We start from the raw sequence: 17514 nt of genomic DNA, 5'->3' as shown, positions 1-17514 counted from the left end.
ACGGTGTTTACCACTTTACAAAAGCAGTACCGACAATGATCAACAAAATGAACAATACTACTATAAGGGCAAATCCGCCGCCGTGTCCGAATCCACCACCGTACCCGAATCCGCCGTCATATCCTCCGTAACCGTAGCCTTGACAAGAACCGAATCCAAAACTCATGTTTTTCACCTCCGAATAATGTACCGTACAATATTTTTATATTCACGAATGAATAAAACGTTTGGACGAATGTACCTATATTTGAATTTTTGGTTGAAGTCCTTCGACGTTTTGAAAATTACATATGAAAAGAAAATCATCTGTAAGAGGGGCTTTTTTCAGCCTGCCTTCGTGCAATATTGTTTCAACATTTCGGGGGTGTTGCTTTATCTGGCTAAAATTTGATATTATCAGAGTATTGCAGTGTGTTCGAAAAAGTGGAGGTGAATTGGAATGTCACGCATTTCGAAAGAACAAGTAAAACATGTTGCGCATCTTGCCCGCTTGGCAATTACGGAAGAGGAAGCAGAGATGTTTACCAATCAGCTTGACGCGATTATAACGTTTGCTGAGCAGTTAAATGAATTGGATACGGAGAACGTTCAACCAACTTCCCACGTTTTGGATATGAAAAATGTCATGCGCGAAGATCAACCTGAGCCGGGTCTTCCACGGGAAGTTGCGTTGAAAAATGCTCCTGACCAAAAAGACGGACAATTCCGCGTACCAGCCATTCTTGAGTAAGGAGGACGAAGCGAACATGGCTCTGTTTGATCATAAAATATCTGAATTAAAACAAATGCTGCACCGAAAAGAAATTTCCGTCTCCGATCTTGTCGACGAGTCTTACAAGCGCATTCAAGAAGTCGACGGAAAGGTAGAAGCTTTCTTAACCCTCGATGAAGAACGAGCCCGGGAAAAAGCAAAACAACTGGATAATGAAATAGGAAAAAAAGATACATACGGTTTATTGTTTGGCATGCCGATAGGGATTAAAGATAACATTGTGACAAAGGATTTACGCACAACCTGTGCAAGCAAAATTCTTGAAAACTTTGACCCAATTTATGATGCAACGGTTATGCGCAAGCTGGAAGAAGCTGAAGCGATTACGATCGGCAAATTAAACATGGATGAGTTTGCGATGGGATCATCCACTGAAACGTCCGCATTTAAAAAGACGAAAAACCCATGGAATTTAGAAGCGGTTCCAGGCGGTTCCAGCGGCGGCAGCGCAGCGGCTGTCAGCGCAGGAGAAGTTCCGTTTGCACTAGGCTCTGATACAGGCGGCTCGATTCGCCAGCCGGCAGCATTCTGCGGGGTTGTTGGCTTGAAGCCTACATATGGTCGAGTCTCCCGTTTCGGATTAGTCGCATTCGCGTCTTCATTAGATCAAATCGGACCGATAACAAGAACTGTTGAAGACAACGCTTACCTTCTTCAAGTCATTTCAGGTCTTGATCCAATGGATTCCACAAGTGCAAATGTGGAAGTTCCTGATTATATATCCGCTTTAACTGGAGATATTAAAGGGCTGAAAATTGCGGTTCCGAAAGAGTATTTAGGTGAAGGGGTAAGCCGTGAGTCGCGCGAGTCCGTACTGGCTGCTTTAAAAGTACTCGAAGGATTGGGCGCAGAATGGGAAGAAGTATCTTTGCCGCATTCCAAATACGGTATTGCTACATATTATTTGCTTGCCTCATCCGAAGCATCTGCGAATCTCGCCCGTTTTGACGGAGTCCGCTACGGCTATCGCTCCGACAACGCTGAAACCTTGATCGATATGTATAAACAAACACGCGCGGAAGGCTTTGGAAATGAAGTAAAACGCCGCATTATGCTCGGTACATTTGCATTAAGCTCTGGATATTATGATGCATATTACAAAAAAGCGCAGCAAGTGCGCACGCTTATTAAAAAAGATTTTGAAGACGTTTTTGAAAAATATGACGTCATCATCGGACCGACAACCCCGACTCCAGCATTTAAAATCGGCGAAAAAATTGACGATCCACTCACGATGTATGCGAACGATATTTTAACAATCAATGTGAACCTTGCTGGAGTTCCTGCTATTTCCGTACCTTGCGGATTTGCCAACGGCCTGCCGCTGGGATTGCAAATCATCGGCAAGCATTTTGACGAGAGCACCGTTTATCGCGTTGCCCATGCATACGAACAAGCAACAGACTTCCATAAACAAAAACCGGAACTGTAAGGGGTGAGAACTAATGAACTTTGAAACGGTCATCGGACTTGAAGTACATGTGGAATTGAAAACGAAATCGAAAATCTTTTCCAGTGCACCAAACGCTTTCGGTGCTGAACCAAATACAAACACAACGGTCATTGACCTCGGATACCCGGGAGTTTTGCCCGTTTTAAATAAAGAAGCCGTTGAATTCGCAATGAAAGCTGCGATGGCATTGAACTGCGAAGTGGCTACTTATACAAAGTTTGACCGGAAAAACTATTTTTATCCGGACAACCCGAAAGCATATCAAATTTCCCAATATGATCAGCCGATCGGTCAAAACGGCTGGATTGAAATTGAAGTGAACGGAAAGAAAAAGAAAATCGGCATTACGCGCCTTCATTTAGAAGAGGATGCTGGCAAATTGACGCATACTGGCGACGGCTATTCTCTTGTAGACTTTAACCGTCAAGGAACACCGCTGATTGAAATTGTATCAGAGCCGGACATCCGCTCACCTGAAGAAGCCTATGCATATTTGGAAAAATTAAAATCGATTATTCAATATACTGGCGTATCCGACTGTAAAATGGAAGAAGGATCTCTTCGCTGTGACGCAAACATTTCGCTCCGCCCGATCGGACAAAAAGAATTTGGCACAAAAACAGAATTGAAAAACTTAAACTCATTTAACTTTGTGCGCAAAGGGCTCGAATATGAAGAAAAACGTCAGGCGGAAGTGCTTTTATCCGGCGGAGTCATTCAACAAGAAACACGCCGTTTTGATGAGGCTACAGGGAAAACGATTTTAATGCGCGTTAAAGAAGGATCAGACGATTATCGTTATTTTCCTGAACCTGATTTAGTCACTCTTTACATTGATGATGAGTGGAAAGAAAGAGTCCGGTCATCGATTCCGGAGCTGCCGGATGCGCGCCAAAAACGATATGTTGAAGAGCTTGGACTCCCAGCGTATGATGCTAAAGTGCTGACAATGACGAAAGAAATGTCTGATTTCTTTGAAGCAACAGTTAAAGCCGGAGCTGATGCGAAACAAGCTTCTAACTGGCTGATGGGAGAAGTATCAGCATATTTAAATGCAGAGCAAAAAGAGTTGTCTGAAGTGGCGCTCACCCCGGAAAGTCTTGCAGGAATGATCAAGCTGATCGAAAATGGAACCATCTCCTCCAAAATCGCGAAAAAAGTGTTCAAAGAGCTGATTGAAAAAGGTGGAGACCCTGAAAAAATCGTGAAAGAAAAAGGGCTTGTTCAAATTTCTGATGAAGGTGCCATCTTAAAGCTTGTAATCGAAACATTGGATGAAAATGAGCAATCGGTTACCGACTTTAAAAACGGAAAAGATAAAGCGATTGGCTTTCTAGTCGGTCAAATTATGAAAAAAACGAAGGGGCAAGCCAACCCGCAATTAGTAAACAAATTGTTATTACAAGAAATAAAGAAACGATAATTTTAATAGACGCTCAGCTTAGCAGCTGGGTGTTTTATTTATAGTAAAATGGAAATAAAACCCATCCGTGAATTTTTGAAGCTGGAATTTGAAAAAAGTGTTTAAATGGCGAACAGTTTTATCAAAATAAAAATAGAATAAACGTTTATTGACAAAAGTAGTATAAATGAACACAAATGATAGAAAAAACTTGTTTGTTTTGGCAAAAAGGAATAATCTATTAATGATTCTATTTTTACAATAGAAATGGATAGTATAGGATGATGTGAATGAAACGCGCAAGAATCATTTATAACCCCACATCTGGTCGAGAGGCTTTCAAAAAACAGCTCCCTGAAGTTCTTGCTAAATTTGAAGAGGCCGGCTATGAAACATCGTGCCATGCTACTACCGGTGAAGGAGATGCGACAAACGCAGCGAAACAGGCTGCTGAACGCGGGTTTGACCTCATTATCGCTGCGGGTGGAGACGGTACGGTGAACGAAGTTGTGAACGGGCTCGCAGTCATGGAAAATCGTCCGACGCTCGGAATCATCCCCGTCGGAACTACAAACGATTTTGCCCGTGCAATCGGCATTCCCCGCGACAATATTTTGCACGCAGTCGATACGCTGCTGAACGGCGTAAAAAGGAAAATAGACATTGGAAAAGTGAATAACCAATATTTTATTAATATTGCCGGCGGCGGAAAATTAACAGAGCTTACTTATGACGTTCCAAGCAAATTAAAGACCGTTTTAGGACAGCTTGCTTATTATTTAAAGGGCATTGAAATGCTCCCTTCCATCCATCCGACAGAGGTGGAAATTGAATATGATGGCAAGCTGTTTCAAGGAGAGATCATGCTGTTTTTAATCAGCTTGACAAATTCGGTCGGAGGGTTTGAAAAGTTGGCTCCAGACTCAATTTTAAATGATGGCATGTTTGATTTACTGATTTTGAAAAAAGTCAGCCTCGCGGAGTTTATTCGCCTTGCCAGCTTGGCATTAAAAGGCGAGCATATTCACAGTGAAAATGTAATTTATACAAAAGCCAATCGGATAAAAGTAAAGACAGAAGACAAAATGCAGTTAAACTTGGACGGCGAATACGGAGGACTCCTGCCTGCTGAATTTGAAAACCTGTATCAATATATTGAGATCATCATGTCGAAAGAAAAAGCAGAAAAAAACGCGCCAATTGAAAAGAGCAGCGAATAGGCTGCTCTTTACCGTTTTTGAATAGATGAAATGCGGCTCCCCGCGCTAATTTCAACGATTTATATGACTTGTCTGCAACATTTTGCTTAAAAAAACCACTGCAAAAGCTTTGCAGGCAGCTTGTTAAACAAAATGTAATGAAAGAAAGGTGCAGCTGTTTTTACAGCCTTGCTTTCAAGCTGGAAAAACGAAATTTTTATTTTCCATAATGGTAATGATCGCTTTCAATTTTATTGACAAGTTTTAACAACTCAATGACGTTCAATTCATATAATTGTTGTCCATCTTCCCCTTTGTAAACACCGTTGGCAATAAGCTGTTCGATGAGTGACTCTTTAAAACTTTGATCCATGTAAATTCACTCCTTCAGCTAATATAGACGATTTTTCATGAACCAATGTTACGTGCCGCCCTTTTATATTTTCATTACAATAGTATTTCCTATTATGACAATAATAAAATCACTTGGGTCATTTTTACGGTTGTGATACAATTTTTTCAGTTCATTCTGATCAAAAAGGAAGAAAACAACATGGAAGCACCAGTGAAGAAAAATGATTATTACGATGTATTGTTTGAAGATTTAACACATGACGGGGCAGGAGTAGCCAAAATCAACGGCTTTCCTTTATTTGTCCCGAATGCTTTGCCTGGAGAAAAGGGAACAGTCAAAGTTGTCAAAGTAAAAAAAGGCTATGGATACGGACGTCTCATGAAATTATCGGAAACAAGCCCGGATCGGGCAGATGCGCCTTGTCCTATATACAAACAATGCGGAGGCTGCCAGCTTCAGCATGTAAGCTATGACGGCCAACTGCGCCATAAGCAAAAAATAGTAAAAGAAACGCTTGCCCGCATCGGAAAAGTGGATGTAGAAAAAGTCACGGTTCATCCAACGATCGGAATGAGCGATCCTTGGAATTATCGAAATAAAGCACAGGTTCCAATCGGGGAGCGGGAAGGCGCCCTGATTGCAGGCTTTTATCAGCAAAGAACGCACGAAATTATCGATATGGAGAGATGTCTCATTCAGCAGACGGAAAACGATCGAATTGTCCGAGAAGTTAAAGCGATATTGAACCGCTATCACATCCGGGCTTACAACGAACAAACCCATCAAGGATGGCTGCGCCATATCGTTGTCCGCTACGGGTATCAAACAAAGCAAGCGATGCTTGTTTTCGTTACCCGAACAGCTGATTTTCCACATAAAAAGAAAATTTTAGCTGAAATTACCGCTAAATTTCCAAACATTCGATCGATTGTCCAAAACATAAACCCGAAACGGACAAACGTCATATTTGGCGAAGAAACAAAGCTGCTTTCGGGTTTGGAATATATATATGATTATATCGGATCAATTAAGTTTGCCATTTCCGCACGCTCTTTTTACCAAGTGAACCCTGAACAGACGAAGGTGCTTTACGAAAAAGCGTTAGAATACGCCGAACTTACAGGAGAAGAAACGGTCATCGACGCCTATTGCGGGATCGGAACGATTTCACTCTTCCTTGCGCAAAAAGCTAAAAAAGTGTACGGCGTGGAAATTGTGCCCGATGCCATTGAAGATGCCAAACGAAATGCAAAACTAAACGGCATCGAGAACGTTGAATTTGCCGTCGGTGAAGCAGAGGAGATCATGCCCAAATGGCATGAACAAGGAATTCGCGCAGACGTCATCGTCGTGGATCCTCCTCGAAAAGGCTGCGATCATTCACTGCTTCAAACAATTATAGCAATGAAACCAAAAAAAGTCGTCTACGTCTCCTGCAACCCGGCGACATTAGCGCGCGACATTGCCATCCTAGAACAAGGCGGCTACGAAACAAAAGAAGTCCAGCCAGTCGACATGTTTCCGCATACGGCGCATGTGGAGTGCGTTTCACGGCTAGTGTTAAAAAATGATTGAGCGTGTTTAAACTTTTACACACTCAATCGGCGCAAACTTGTAGTAAATTTTAACATTTTGGTTTTATCTACTTCTATCCGTTCAATAAACCGTAAAACCACCATTTCAGTAGTAAGGGTTTTGAAGGATAGAAATTCATCTACTTGCTTTCTGATGGTTGATAAGTCAGTGGTGACTGACTGTCAACCATTACTTGTTTTATCGTTGACTTTTCCATCTCTAGATGTTGTAACTTATCTTGTACCATAGAAACAAAGTCGTGGTAATCTTCCTGTGAAATATCTCCACCGATGAACTTTTTCAGGGCATTTCTTTTCAAGTCCATTTGTTTTTGTATTTGCTTTTCAATGGTTTGTAGTCGGACTGCGTTCTTTTTCTGTAACTCATGGACTTTATTTTTTATTTGATTTTCCATATCAAGGTGTTCGAAACTTTTGTAAATACTTTTTAGGTCTGTTAGGATAGTTTCAATTAGTTGCTGTTCCTTAATGGCATGATGGCTACAAGCTATATTTCCGTGTTTGGCATACTTACCGCAAATATATCCTTTGCGGTTATGTCTGTACCACATGCTTGCCCCACAATCAGCACAGTAAAGAATATTTGTAAAATGGTGTTTGGTTGCTTTTGTTCTGCCTTTACCTCTTCGCGCTTTGTTATCAAGTATCTTTTGGGCTTGTTCAAATTTCTAAAGGTATTCATTCCACAATATGACAAACGTCCCAATAGGATTTACCCTATTGGGACGTTTATTTATTCAGTTGGTAATATTCAAAATGATTTGCTTATCTGATTCTTTTTGTACCAGAACCTTACGCTGAATGATGTTGTTGATGCTGAAACTTTGTTTTTATTGTTTTCCTGCTCAGCCATTCATACATAATTGGTATAACTAGTAAACTGATAAATGTAGAACTAATCATCCCGCCAATAATTGAAATAGGCAGAAATACAGCTACGGTTGTCGCAGTGGAAGATACAATCGCTGGAATCATTTTCACTACTCCATTCGCCAAAAGCCTTACAGTTACTTTGTAGTTATTTTTTCTATTTTTTGGTAGATGTTATCGATCACAACGATCGAATCATCTACCACTCTGACCATCGCCACAATTAAACCCGAAATGGTTAAAATATTTAAACTAACATCCATTGCTTACAAAATGGCTGTGGCGGCCAGAAGACAAATCGGTAAGGATAGTGCGATTATCAACGTTGAGCGGAAATTTCTAAAAAACAATAATACGCAGATAACAGAGAAAACGATGCCCAATAACCCTTCTTTGACCAAACCCTTAAATGTAGAATTAATTTCTTTTCCCTAGTCCAATAAAATGGAAAGATGCGTTTGTTCTGATTTGATTTCTGGGATTGTTTTGATCCGTTTGTTTATCCGTTCTATTACATCCGTAATGTTGGAAGAAGGGGTTTTAAATACATCCAGCAGGACACTTGGCTGTCCTCCCGTTCGAGAGATGGTTTGTAAATCGATAATACTTCTCTCAATGTTTGCGACCTCTTGTAATGGTACAGTCTTTCTGCCTTGAATAGGAATCTTTACATGTTTAAGGTCTTCGCTATTTACGGTCCAATTCGTAACACGGATCGGCATTCATAATTGTCCATTTGAACCTCTATTTTGTTAAATTGTTCCCTGCAGTCAACAAATACCCGGCATGCCCGGCACCCGTGGTTAATATCTTTAGCAACTTTTTCCTGAATGGATGTTCGCAGCAGATTTTCATCGATTTTTTCTGATTGGCTCGTCAAACTTAATCGCATCACGGGAAAAGAGTTAGTACTGACCCGTGTAACCAAAGGTGTTTTCACACCGTCCGGCAATTTGATTTATTCAACGGCCGTCTTTACTTCATTTTCCGCCTTTTCCATATTGGTATGGCCTGGAAAATAGAGGCTCGCCATTAAACCGCCATCAAACGAGTTTGTTTCCATATAGTCAAGCTTATCAACAGATCGGACAGCTTCCTCGACTTTTTCGGTAATCATCTGTTTGACCTGATCAGCTTGATAGTTGTCCGCCTGTATCGTTACCATAAGTGCAGTATTGTTTATTGGCGGGAGGTAATCACGCTGCATCTGAAAAGCTGACAACGCCCCCCATGCCATAATCAGGACAACGCATGTCAGAATCAAAATCGACCGTTTCATTGCTCCTTCAATTAATCGTGTCATCAAAATTGAACCTGCCTTTTAAAATATTTGGAATGGGTAAAATAAGTTTCTATGATTGCTTTTCAAATAAAAGACCAAAGTGGTATGGAGGAAGTTCAACTTGTTTTTCTTAAATTAACCTAATATCACTTACCCGTTTAATAATCATTTCTGGTTTTGGATGAATATTCTAATGAAATTGCGAAGTTCAGCTTGCAAATAAAAAAGGGGACTGACCCACAAGTAGAAATCTGCTTGAAGGGATAGTCCCTCTTTTTTTAAATGAAATAAGAGTTCGCACCTTGTCTTAAGAGAGCTGCTGAAGATACATTACATTAAATTATTTTTATTCTCATTCTTCACCTTTGGATAGTACCCTTTAATGATCTTCCAGTTTTCTTTATTAAGTCTTTCAAGGTCAGCAGAGTCCGTTATGGAGAAATCCATATCTTCCGGGTAAAGGGAACCTTCTGGTGTTCCATGTATTCTAACATGATTAAACCAATGAACATAATCATCTAATTCCAGTTTCAATTGGTCTAAATTTTCGAAATATCTACCCTTAACAAATTCTGTTTTGAGGCGGGACGGCTATTGCGCATACTCTCCAACGATGACCGCAAGCTGTCGCAGCTATTTGCAGATGTCCCGCGGTATCACGCCACTCCGGAGAAACGCATGCCTTGCCCGGAGGAGCAGAAGGCGGAGGCCATCGCCGTGGTCAAACAGCGGTTTGCGAGCAGTCACGAGGTCGTGGACGTGGACGGTGCCCGCATTCAGTTCAAAGACGGCTGGGGGCTGGTACGTCCGTGGAACACGCAGCTAATCCTTGTTCTGCGCGCTGAAGCCGTGTCACCGGAGGCATTAGCCGACATCAAACAGAAGTTGGCTGACGCACTCGGCGAGCCACCGCTTAACTTGACTATCCCATGGTGAGGCGGGGCACAATTGGATTACGATTCGTATCGGCGCTGATCCGAACAACTCATGCTATTCGGATCAGCGCCGTTTTTCTTTCTTGACAGTTATAATTTAGAAGAGAAAACAAAAATGTTGTCATCATCAGTTGCCATACTTTTGAATGCTTGCATTACGTTGTTCATAAGATGGCTAAATGGATTTACTGTAAATTATATTACTACAAGGATGAAAACAACAAGTGTCGTGGTTGAAAGTAAGAAAGACTTTGAAACCATTAAGTTTTATTCAAATATTTGCCACAACTTTGGAAGTGTAAGCGTTACAATCAAAAAATTAAATAAAAGTTCACAAATGTTTGTACTATCATCGTTTACAATATATACGTGAAAATATTCACAAATAAATATACAAAAATAATATTTATTCCGCTAGATTGGTCGCCAAAGAAAGGATGAATCTATCTTGGAGATATTATCGATGAGTGGAATTGTTATTCGATTTTTATTAGGCGGAGGCGCGGTCGTCGCTTCTACCATTATCTCAAGAAAATTAGGATCAAAAGTCGGAGGAATTTTTGCGGCCTTTCCTGCTGTATTTTTCGCGGCATTATTGACACTTCGCTTAGATGTAAAAGGCGGTGAGCTAGTGGAAAAGTCGATTGTTCTATCCCAAGGGGCAGTTGTCGGGATGTTCATGAATATTATGTGTGCAATAGCGGTCGTTTATCTTTGCACTAAGCAAGGTTGGAAACGCGGGCTTGCACAATCGCTAGCTGGATGGTTTCTTGTTTCCATTGCTTATGCTTTTATTTCAAGATATTTCTAAGTTAAGGTGATTTTTATGGACGGACGTGATTTATTTTTCCGTTTTTTATTTGGTGGCTCTGCAGTTGTACTAAGTTATGAAGCGGCAAAACTGTTGCCATGGAAAGTTATCGGGGGGATTTTCGCGGCATTCCCAGCCGTTATGGTCGTTGCCGTGATGATGGTTGGCACGAAGAACGGATCTAAAGAAGCAGCAAAAACAGCGCAAGGATCAGTTTATGGAATGGTCGGTTGTTTTATTTGTGTATTAGCTGTGCTATTTTCCCTGCAATTTACACACAATTGGTGGGGAAGTTTTATTTTTGGTTTAATTACATGGTTTGCAAGTTCGTTATTCCTTGTATACATGCGAGATCATAAAAAGGAAAGCAGAGTATCAAGCATCAAGTCGCAACATTGATAAAGAGGCGCAGAGCAAAAAGCCAATGGAACCATGAGTAGCGAATATAGAAACCTGGCACGATACTGAAGTGACCCAGTAAAATGGGACAAGGAAAAAATACCTCCTGAATCGAATGTAACTTACTTCGATTTGTGGAGGTGTTTGTCTTATGGGGACAAGAGTTCATTATCCAGAGGAGATCAAGTGGAAAGCTATCGAGATGAAACGAGCAAGGTATACCAACCGAGAAATTATGGAGACGTTAGGGATTAAAAATAAGACGCAGATCAAGACATGGATGAGATGGTATAAACATGGTGAAACTCATCGGTTTTCTCAGCCTGTAGGGAAGCAATATGTATGGGGGAAAGGGGCACAGGAATTAAATGAAATGGAGCAGCTCAAAATGCAAAACCGTCAGCTAGAAGCACAATTGGAAATCCTAAAAAAGTACAAGGAACTCGAGAGAAGATGGTGCCAGAAGTAGTGGTCCAAGTTGTAAGAGAGTTAAAAGACAGATATCCTGTTACCCTTATCTGTTCTTGTTTAGGAATTCCAAGATCGACATATTATCGATGGGAAAAGAAATGGGAAGAGTTCATGATGGAATCAGAGTTAGAACGGTTGATTCAAGAAATTTGTGTAAAGAATCATTATCGTTATGGTCATCGCAAGGTAAGAGAAGTCCTACGGCTTAAATATGGAATCAAGTTGAATCGCAAAACCGTACAAAAAATCATGCAAAAACGGAATCTTCAATGCCGTGTGAAGAAAAAACGTCAAAATTGGATCAATGGAGAAAGTAAAATCATCGTACCGAATCGTTTAAACCGTGATTTTACGGCTTCTCAACCAAATGAAAAGTGGGTAACGGATATCACTTATTTGCCGTTTGGTACTTCGATGCTTTACTTGTCAACCATTATGGATTTATACAATCATGAGATTATTGCCTATCAAATCAGCGACCGACAGAATGTTCAGCTAGTGTTAAAGACACTAGAAATGGCCGTAAACGAGCGACAACCAAAACAAGTGTTATTCCATAGCGATCAAGGGGCGGTCTATACGTCTTATGCTTTTCAACATTTAGCCAAAGAAAAAGGCATTACCACGAGCATGTCCCGTAAAGGAAACTGCCATGATCATGCCGTAATAGAATCGTTTCATTCTTCATTAAAGGCTGAAACATTCTATTCACAAGAAAAACAAAATCTCACTAACTCTATTGTAAAACAAATGGTTCAGAATGACATCTATTATTATAATCAAATTCGAATTCAGGCCAAATTAAACTACCTGTCTCCTATTGAGTTCAGGAAACAGGCAGCATAAGTGTTTTTTCTGTGTCTCAAATAGGTGGGTCAGTCCATGCCCCGTGACGGTGTTTTACCAACACCTTATTGAGCAGGGGGAAATCGAAAAACAACTTGTATCTTAGTTTACTATATATCGATTGTGCAAAAAATACAACCTCGTGGGGAAAGAAATTTTACCGATTCCTGAACGAAAACGGTTTGCGTACGATCGAGTCAATGAGTTATGGCAAGGGGATTTGTCCCATGGTCCAATGATACGAGAGAACGGAAAAGCGCAAAAAACATTTTTGATTGCCTACATCGATGACTGCTCGTGGGTCGTACCGTACGCCCAGTTTTTCTCTTCCGAAAAATTTGACGGGTTGCGGATCGTGACCAAAGAAGCGCTGCTTCGGTACGGGAAGCCGAAACGAATTTATTCGGACAACGGCAAAATTTATCGATCGGAGACACTACAATATGCTTGCGCAGAATTAGGGATCACGCTCATTCATACGAAGCCATATGATCCACAGAGCAAAGGGGAAAATCGAGTGATTTTTTAGACGGTGCAAACTCGGTTTTCCCCGTTGTTGGAGATGAAACCGGCTACGTCGCTTCAAGAGCTGAAAGTGGTTCTAAAATAGTGTGCTAATTTACAGTAATAGGGGAATCTAAAATAGACTTTTTATCCAATTAGGATCTGAGACATGTAGTAAGTTTTTAACTTTTGTTGCTACTAAATCGTAATCTTCTTGATTCTTTGCAGCCTCATAGTTAAACCATCGAGCATCTGGGTCATTTGGATTTTCACTAAGCCTATATCGGTCATTTACATCATGTGCCGTTACTTTATTTGGGGGGATTTTTTCTCCCCAACTCATTGTAACTCCATCTGCTGGACAAACAGCTAATTCTACTACAAAAGATCCACCATGACGATTAAATTGAAAAGTAATGAGGTCAATATTATCTTCATTTTGTCTTCTAAAGTGGGGAAATGACCCTTTAAAACCATGTTCTCGTAAATATGGAACAACAATATTTTTTAATGAATTTGTCATAGTTTGACGGGCTTTTGTAGACATGTTAATGATGTCCCTCCATTTTTAACATATAGTCATTCATTATGAAAATGTCTTTTAAAAATAAAGGGATTCCTTAGCATTTGAGAAAAATTGTTGTTAGGAATCCCTTTATTTTTAATCATAAATTTTATAGGAAATTCCTTTAGATTTCAAATAATCTTTTACAGACTTACTTGCACCGACTTTACCTGTCTTATCACTTCTAAAGAAATGCCATTTAGCCCCTTTAACATCCTTTACAGATTTATCTTTTATTAATAAGTAGTCTTTATCAATCTGTTTTTTTATTGTTTTAGTTAATGTAACATAACCTACCTTGGATTCATGTGCAATACCGGAAGTATCGAGTACGTCTATGTATCTACCCCCTAAAGATGTTCTTTTATAAACTTGAATATCTTTTACTTTTACCAAGGTTTCTAAATACTTTTCTCCAGCCTCGCCACTACTAAATGATTTCTTAGCACTTTTTGCAGCGGATTTAGTTACTTGTTTCCCTGTTTGTTTAGAGAAAAATTTAATTACCCCACCAATTATTCTTACAATTACAGCTACTACTGAAGCCTGGGCATCATCTTCAGAAATAGTTATTTCTTCACCAGTCTGTTTATCTACTAAAAGAACTTTAAATTCTTCCTCTGTATTTTTAAGTATTCTTACATCATAATATGTTTCTTCTATTCCGTTTCCATAATCCAATTTAGAACTAACTGTAATATTATTACCGTTTAAAGATGAATCAAGTATTAATTCTGCATCATATTCATCGGTATCAATATTTAATTGAAGTTCAATTCCATCACTATTTAGATCTTGGATCGTAGGATTTATATTACTAGCATTACTTCCTAATGTGTCTTCTAATACACTAGTGTAACCATTAATCAAGTCTGATTTTATTTCTTCTACGATTTCTCTCTCATTTAAAAGACTATCTACTAATTCTTTGTTATCAAGCAATGTATTTACAGTATTTTCATTAGAAGAAATTGTATCTATTAACTTATCGTCTTCTAAGATATTTTGTACAACACTATCGTTTGTTAAAACTTCGGTAACTAGATATGGTTCTTCTGCAATAGTATTTACTATACTCTCATTATCAAATATTTCGTTTACTAAAATAGGATCTTCGGCAATTGTACTAGAAACTTCTTCAGCTTTTAAAACTTCTTTGCCAATTGCAATGTCCTCGGTAATAACGCTTAAGCTTGACTCGTCTTCAGTGAGGATATTATTGATGCTTTCATCATTTTGTAATACTTCGTTTACTAAATTAGAATCGTTCACAATTGTATTTACAACGTTTTCGTTTTCAAGGATCTTATTTATTAAGCTAGGTTCCTCTACAATTGTATCAATAATAGTTTCATTTGATAAGACTTCTTCAACTAGATTAGAATCTTCACTTATTACATTTAGAACATCGCTATTATCCAAAATTTCCTTGGATAAATCAGTAGTATTAGCAATTGAATCTTTAAACTCTTCAGATGTAAAAAAATCTAGTAGTTGATTTTGTAGTTCAGTACCTTGAGACTCATTATAGTTGTTTGCTGATTCAGCGTAAACGATATTAGCTACACCAGAGAAGTTAGATATTAGTAAAACAATTATAATTAGTAGACTTAAAAACTTTTTCATTTTCAAATCCCCTCGTATTTTTTATCGTACTTAATTTTTTATTAGGATTAAGCCATACCCATATTTATTGTCTCTTCCATCGGCCCCTAAATCATATGCATATTTTTTTAATTCATCATTTATAAATTGATAAGCGGCTTCCTTATCGGATAATTTAGAAATAATTAGAGAAATCATACCGGTAAAATAGGCTGCAGAAAATGATGTTCCGTCAAAATAATCATAGGCTCCTTTATTATTTATTGATTTTAAATCAGTACCTAAAGTGACGAAGTCTATTTTTCCCTCTCCAGAAAAATATGCTTTTGATAAATCTTCATTTAATGATCCAATAGATAAAACATTTGAATATTTTGCAGGATAATCAACACCAAATCCATATGTATTACCTGCAGCAGCTATAACAATGATGTTGTTTCTATTCGCCTTTTTTATAACGTCTTCTAAAGCAGCACTTGATTTCTGAAAACCAAAACTTAAATTTATAATGTCTACATCTTCCTCGATTGCCCACTCAATCCCTTTAACTAGATGCTCCAACTGTCCGGTCCCATCCACTCCTATAAATTGGATGTCATATAAATGGACATTTGGATTTACGCCAATTTTATTTCCAGCAATAATACCTGCAACAGGTGTTCCGTGATTAAATTCATCATTAGTAATACTAGATTCATTAATTGTATTGTAACTTTTAACTACTTTATCTTTTAGTTCATCATTTAAATTTATACCAGAGTCGATAATAGCAATCTTTATTATGCGATTTATTTCTTTATTAGTACTTTTAATGATTTCATCAACTTGGTAATAATTTTTACTTTTTTCAGAACTAAATATCGGAAAAAATACAAAGGTGGTAAGAATAATTATAAATAAATAGAGATACTTCCTTTTAAAACATAGTACATTCCTCCCTCTCTAAACTATTAAAATATATTACATTTAGATACACTAGCATTGCATTAATTTAATTAGAAAATTCTGAATTGAAAAAAGTCCATAAAAAAATCCTTTATAATGGATGGTACAGGTGGTCCCTGTCCAAATCCAATATAAAGGATGAAGCCTATGGACAAGGATACACTATTTTCTTCATTTGGTAAATGGGTCACTCCTCTCAATTCTGTCAAATTTACACAAAGAATTGAAGAGATGAAACAAGATAAATATACGAAAAAATTAACCACAAAAGCGTATTTACTTTTGTTTTTACATGCTCAACTTCAACAACGAGAAGGACTGAGCGCCATCGCCGATGATGCGTTACTGGATGATTTTCAGCGAGAATTAGGATTGACATCTATTAGTGCTTTCACAACTTTCTCGAAAACATCGCCAAGTAAAACCCGAATTACTCGCAGAAATCTTTCTGGATTTAGTGAATCAAATCCGTCAGATGTCCACGAATTCCTCCAGTCAGGTGAGTGGCTTAAAAATCGTGGATTCTACGACCATTTCACTGAATCTGAAAAAATATCAATGGGCTACTTTTCGTAAAACGAAGTCGGGAATTAAGGTTCATTTACGACTGGTGTTTGTCAATGAAGAGACGGTTTATCCGGAAAAAATGGTCATGACCCCAGCAGGGAACAATGATCGAACACAAATGGAACAACTGATCGACGAAACAGATGCCATGTACGTGTTTGATCGTGGTTATGTAGACTACGAAAAGTTCGATTATTACTGTGATAAAGGCCTCTTTTTCGCCTTCCGTCTGAAAAAGAATGCCTATGTTCGATTTCTTGAATCGTTCTCTGTCCCATCCAATTCCTCTATCTTATCTGATTCGATGGTGGTCATTGGGACACCACAAAAACGAACGGAAAATGTCTTTCGATTAATCGAAACATTCGATTCGGACGGGAATCGAATTCGAATCATTACGAACCGATTCGACCTAGATCCAGAAGAACTTGGTGATATCTATCGTTCTCGATGGGCCATTGAACTATTTTTTAAGTGGATTAAGCAACGTTTAACACTCAAACATCTTTATGGAACGAGTCCAGAAGCTGTAGAAAATCAGGTTTACTTAGCTCTGATTTCTTACTGTTTACTCATTCAATTTAACTTGAAATGAAATCGAAACATTCTCTCACCCAGATTTATCGTTGGCTTCGCGTTTTTCTTTGGAAACCAAGTACCGTGTGGGTGGAACGAATTCAACGGGAATGAGTGAAAAAAGTCGGCGAAGCGTGGTAGCCATGTAACAATAAAATAAATACATTTATTACCAAATGGAAAGTGATCACCTTTAGTTGGTTACTGCCTTGTTTTTCGTTTATCATAAAACATTTTATTCAGAAAATTCTGCATAAAATGTTTTTATTTTTATGCAACGCTACTGATTTAGATAATACGATATAAAAAATTAATAATGAATAGTTCGAAAATACTATTTTTTCAAAAATCACCTTATTGAT

Annotated in this window: 17 protein-coding genes and 5 pseudogenes; 12 read left to right on the top strand and 10 right to left on the bottom strand. The window is 38.6% G+C overall.

What is annotated here, in order from left to right; translation table 11 throughout:
- Positions 1 to 7: 7 nt before the first annotated feature.
- The gene (locus NSQ84_RS16330) at positions 8 to 166 is read right to left on the bottom strand and encodes a YjcZ family sporulation protein (protein ID WP_082829587.1); all 159 of its coding nucleotides are present in this window, start codon (positions 164 to 166) and stop codon (positions 8 to 10) included.
- A 273-nt stretch (positions 167 to 439) separates the two neighbouring features.
- Here NSQ84_RS16330 and gatC point away from each other — a divergent pair, with 273 nt between their 5' ends.
- The 4 genes from gatC (at position 440) to NSQ84_RS16310 (ending at position 4847) form a co-directional block, all read left to right on the top strand.
- Entirely contained in the window at positions 440 to 730 is a 291-nt protein-coding gene (gatC, locus tag NSQ84_RS16325; RefSeq protein WP_063388808.1) for an Asp-tRNA(Asn)/Glu-tRNA(Gln) amidotransferase subunit GatC, read from the top strand.
- 16 nt (positions 731 to 746) lie between these two features.
- Positions 747 to 2204, top strand: coding sequence for an Asp-tRNA(Asn)/Glu-tRNA(Gln) amidotransferase subunit GatA (gene gatA, locus NSQ84_RS16320; protein WP_066250781.1), 1458 nt, complete (start codon positions 747 to 749; stop codon positions 2202 to 2204).
- A 13-nt stretch (positions 2205 to 2217) separates the two neighbouring features.
- Positions 2218 to 3648, top strand: a complete 1431-nt coding sequence (gatB, locus tag NSQ84_RS16315; protein ID WP_063388806.1) for an Asp-tRNA(Asn)/Glu-tRNA(Gln) amidotransferase subunit GatB — start codon at positions 2218 to 2220, stop codon at positions 3646 to 3648.
- Positions 3649 to 3917: 269 nt separating this feature from the next.
- A complete protein-coding gene (locus tag NSQ84_RS16310) occupies positions 3918 to 4847 on the top strand; it encodes a diacylglycerol kinase (protein WP_063388805.1) in 930 nt (309 codons plus the stop codon).
- Positions 4848 to 5043: 196 nt separating this feature from the next.
- On the opposite strand, the gene NSQ84_RS16305 is transcribed toward NSQ84_RS16310, so the two are convergent.
- Entirely contained in the window at positions 5044 to 5199 is a 156-nt protein-coding gene (locus NSQ84_RS16305; protein WP_082829588.1) for a Fur-regulated basic protein FbpA, read from the bottom strand.
- A gap of 180 nt (positions 5200 to 5379) precedes the next feature.
- Here NSQ84_RS16305 and rlmD point away from each other — a divergent pair, with 180 nt between their 5' ends.
- Positions 5380 to 6756 carry a 23S rRNA (uracil(1939)-C(5))-methyltransferase RlmD gene (gene rlmD, locus NSQ84_RS16300; RefSeq protein ID WP_066250784.1) on the top strand — a complete coding sequence of 459 codons (1377 nt, stop codon included), beginning with the start codon at positions 5380 to 5382 and terminating at the stop codon, positions 6754 to 6756.
- 139 nt (positions 6757 to 6895) lie between these two features.
- Here rlmD and NSQ84_RS16295 read toward each other — a convergent pair whose 3' ends face one another.
- The 5 genes and pseudogenes from NSQ84_RS16295 to NSQ84_RS16275 form a co-directional block, all read right to left on the bottom strand.
- Positions 6896 to 7327, bottom strand: coding sequence for a zinc ribbon domain-containing protein (locus NSQ84_RS16295; RefSeq protein ID WP_066250786.1), 432 nt, complete (start codon positions 7325 to 7327; stop codon positions 6896 to 6898).
- A 241-nt stretch (positions 7328 to 7568) separates the two neighbouring features.
- The gene (locus tag NSQ84_RS16290; RefSeq protein WP_066250788.1) at positions 7569 to 7751 is read right to left on the bottom strand and encodes an efflux RND transporter permease subunit; all 183 of its coding nucleotides are present in this window, start codon (positions 7749 to 7751) and stop codon (positions 7569 to 7571) included.
- A gap of 32 nt (positions 7752 to 7783) precedes the next feature.
- Positions 7784 to 8368: pseudogene (locus NSQ84_RS16285) on the bottom strand (efflux RND transporter permease subunit).
- 236 nt (positions 8369 to 8604) lie between these two features.
- A complete protein-coding gene (locus NSQ84_RS16280) occupies positions 8605 to 8949 on the bottom strand; it encodes an efflux RND transporter permease subunit (protein WP_066250796.1) in 345 nt (114 codons plus the stop codon).
- Between the two features lie 456 nt (positions 8950 to 9405).
- A pseudogene (locus tag NSQ84_RS16275) lies at positions 9406 to 9510 on the bottom strand (IS3 family transposase); the annotation flags it as partial.
- Here NSQ84_RS16275 and NSQ84_RS16270 point away from each other — a divergent pair.
- The 5 genes and pseudogenes from NSQ84_RS16270 to NSQ84_RS16250 form a co-directional block, all read left to right on the top strand.
- Positions 9511 to 9864: pseudogene (locus tag NSQ84_RS16270) on the top strand (phosphomannomutase/phosphoglucomutase); the annotation flags it as partial.
- A gap of 462 nt (positions 9865 to 10326) precedes the next feature.
- Positions 10327 to 10674 carry a DUF3147 family protein gene (locus NSQ84_RS16265; RefSeq protein WP_066250803.1) on the top strand — a complete coding sequence of 116 codons (348 nt, stop codon included), beginning with the start codon at positions 10327 to 10329 and terminating at the stop codon, positions 10672 to 10674.
- A 15-nt stretch (positions 10675 to 10689) separates the two neighbouring features.
- Positions 10690 to 11073, top strand: coding sequence for a DUF3147 family protein (locus tag NSQ84_RS16260; protein ID WP_066250805.1), 384 nt, complete (start codon positions 10690 to 10692; stop codon positions 11071 to 11073).
- Between the two features lie 151 nt (positions 11074 to 11224).
- Positions 11225 to 12390, top strand: a protein-coding gene (locus tag NSQ84_RS16255; protein ID WP_327859238.1) for an IS3 family transposase whose coding sequence is annotated in 2 segments (ribosomal slippage) — positions 11225 to 11501 and positions 11501 to 12390 — 1167 coding nt in all. Because the reading frame shifts where the segments join, the coding sequence is not laid out codon by codon here.
- A 40-nt stretch (positions 12391 to 12430) separates the two neighbouring features.
- Positions 12431 to 12982, top strand: a pseudogene (locus NSQ84_RS16250) (DDE-type integrase/transposase/recombinase); the annotation flags it as partial.
- 45 nt (positions 12983 to 13027) lie between these two features.
- Here the strand turns inward: NSQ84_RS16250 and NSQ84_RS16245 are convergent.
- The 3 genes from NSQ84_RS16245 to NSQ84_RS16235 form a co-directional block, all read right to left on the bottom strand.
- Positions 13028 to 13441, bottom strand: a complete 414-nt coding sequence (locus tag NSQ84_RS16245; protein ID WP_066250179.1) for a DUF4304 domain-containing protein — start codon at positions 13439 to 13441, stop codon at positions 13028 to 13030.
- 114 nt (positions 13442 to 13555) lie between these two features.
- On the bottom strand, positions 13556 to 15085 hold the full coding sequence (locus tag NSQ84_RS16240) for an SAR2788 family putative toxin (protein WP_066250176.1): 1530 nt from the start codon (positions 15083 to 15085) through the stop codon (positions 13556 to 13558).
- 30 nt (positions 15086 to 15115) lie between these two features.
- Positions 15116 to 15832 carry a S8 family serine peptidase gene (locus NSQ84_RS16235; RefSeq protein WP_261308779.1) on the bottom strand — a complete coding sequence of 239 codons (717 nt, stop codon included), beginning with the start codon at positions 15830 to 15832 and terminating at the stop codon, positions 15116 to 15118.
- A 315-nt stretch (positions 15833 to 16147) separates the two neighbouring features.
- On the opposite strand from NSQ84_RS16235, the pseudogene NSQ84_RS16230 reads away from it, so the two are divergent.
- Positions 16148 to 16282 (top strand): annotated as a pseudogene (locus NSQ84_RS16230) (IS4 family transposase); the annotation flags it as partial.
- A 112-nt stretch (positions 16283 to 16394) separates the two neighbouring features.
- Entirely contained in the window at positions 16395 to 17171 is a 777-nt protein-coding gene (locus NSQ84_RS16225; RefSeq protein WP_261308777.1) for an IS4 family transposase, read from the top strand.
- Positions 17172 to 17514 lie beyond the last annotated feature (343 nt).

The sequence above is a fragment of the Aeribacillus sp. FSL K6-3256 genome, from assembly GCF_037965805.1.
Lineage (GTDB): Bacteria > Bacillota > Bacilli > Bacillales > Aeribacillaceae > Aeribacillus > Aeribacillus composti.
This window is presented reverse-complemented; position numbering and strand designations above follow the sequence as displayed.

Excerpts from the sequence above, each read along its gene's own strand:
- NSQ84_RS16330 (WP_082829587.1), bottom strand. The coding sequence starts at position 166 with ATGAGTTTTGGATTCGGTTCTTGTCAAGGCTACGGTTACGGAGGATAT.
- gatC (WP_063388808.1), top strand. The coding sequence starts at position 440 with ATGTCACGCATTTCGAAAGAACAAGTAAAACATGTTGCGCATCTTGCC.
- gatA (WP_066250781.1), top strand. The coding sequence starts at position 747 with ATGGCTCTGTTTGATCATAAAATATCTGAATTAAAACAAATGCTGCAC.
- gatB (WP_063388806.1), top strand. The coding sequence starts at position 2,218 with ATGAACTTTGAAACGGTCATCGGACTTGAAGTACATGTGGAATTGAAA.
- NSQ84_RS16310 (WP_063388805.1), top strand. The coding sequence starts at position 3,918 with ATGAAACGCGCAAGAATCATTTATAACCCCACATCTGGTCGAGAGGCT.
- NSQ84_RS16305 (WP_082829588.1), bottom strand. The coding sequence starts at position 5,199 with ATGGATCAAAGTTTTAAAGAGTCACTCATCGAACAGCTTATTGCCAAC.
- rlmD (WP_066250784.1), top strand. The coding sequence starts at position 5,380 with ATGGAAGCACCAGTGAAGAAAAATGATTATTACGATGTATTGTTTGAA.
- NSQ84_RS16295 (WP_066250786.1), bottom strand. The coding sequence starts at position 7,327 with ATGTGGTACAGACATAACCGCAAAGGATATATTTGCGGTAAGTATGCC.
- NSQ84_RS16290 (WP_066250788.1), bottom strand. The coding sequence starts at position 7,751 with ATGATTCCAGCGATTGTATCTTCCACTGCGACAACCGTAGCTGTATTT.
- NSQ84_RS16280 (WP_066250796.1), bottom strand. The coding sequence starts at position 8,949 with ATGACACGATTAATTGAAGGAGCAATGAAACGGTCGATTTTGATTCTG.
- NSQ84_RS16265 (WP_066250803.1), top strand. The coding sequence starts at position 10,327 with ATGAGTGGAATTGTTATTCGATTTTTATTAGGCGGAGGCGCGGTCGTC.
- NSQ84_RS16260 (WP_066250805.1), top strand. The coding sequence starts at position 10,690 with ATGGACGGACGTGATTTATTTTTCCGTTTTTTATTTGGTGGCTCTGCA.
- NSQ84_RS16245 (WP_066250179.1), bottom strand. The coding sequence starts at position 13,441 with ATGTCTACAAAAGCCCGTCAAACTATGACAAATTCATTAAAAAATATT.
- NSQ84_RS16240 (WP_066250176.1), bottom strand. The coding sequence starts at position 15,085 with ATGAAAAAGTTTTTAAGTCTACTAATTATAATTGTTTTACTAATATCT.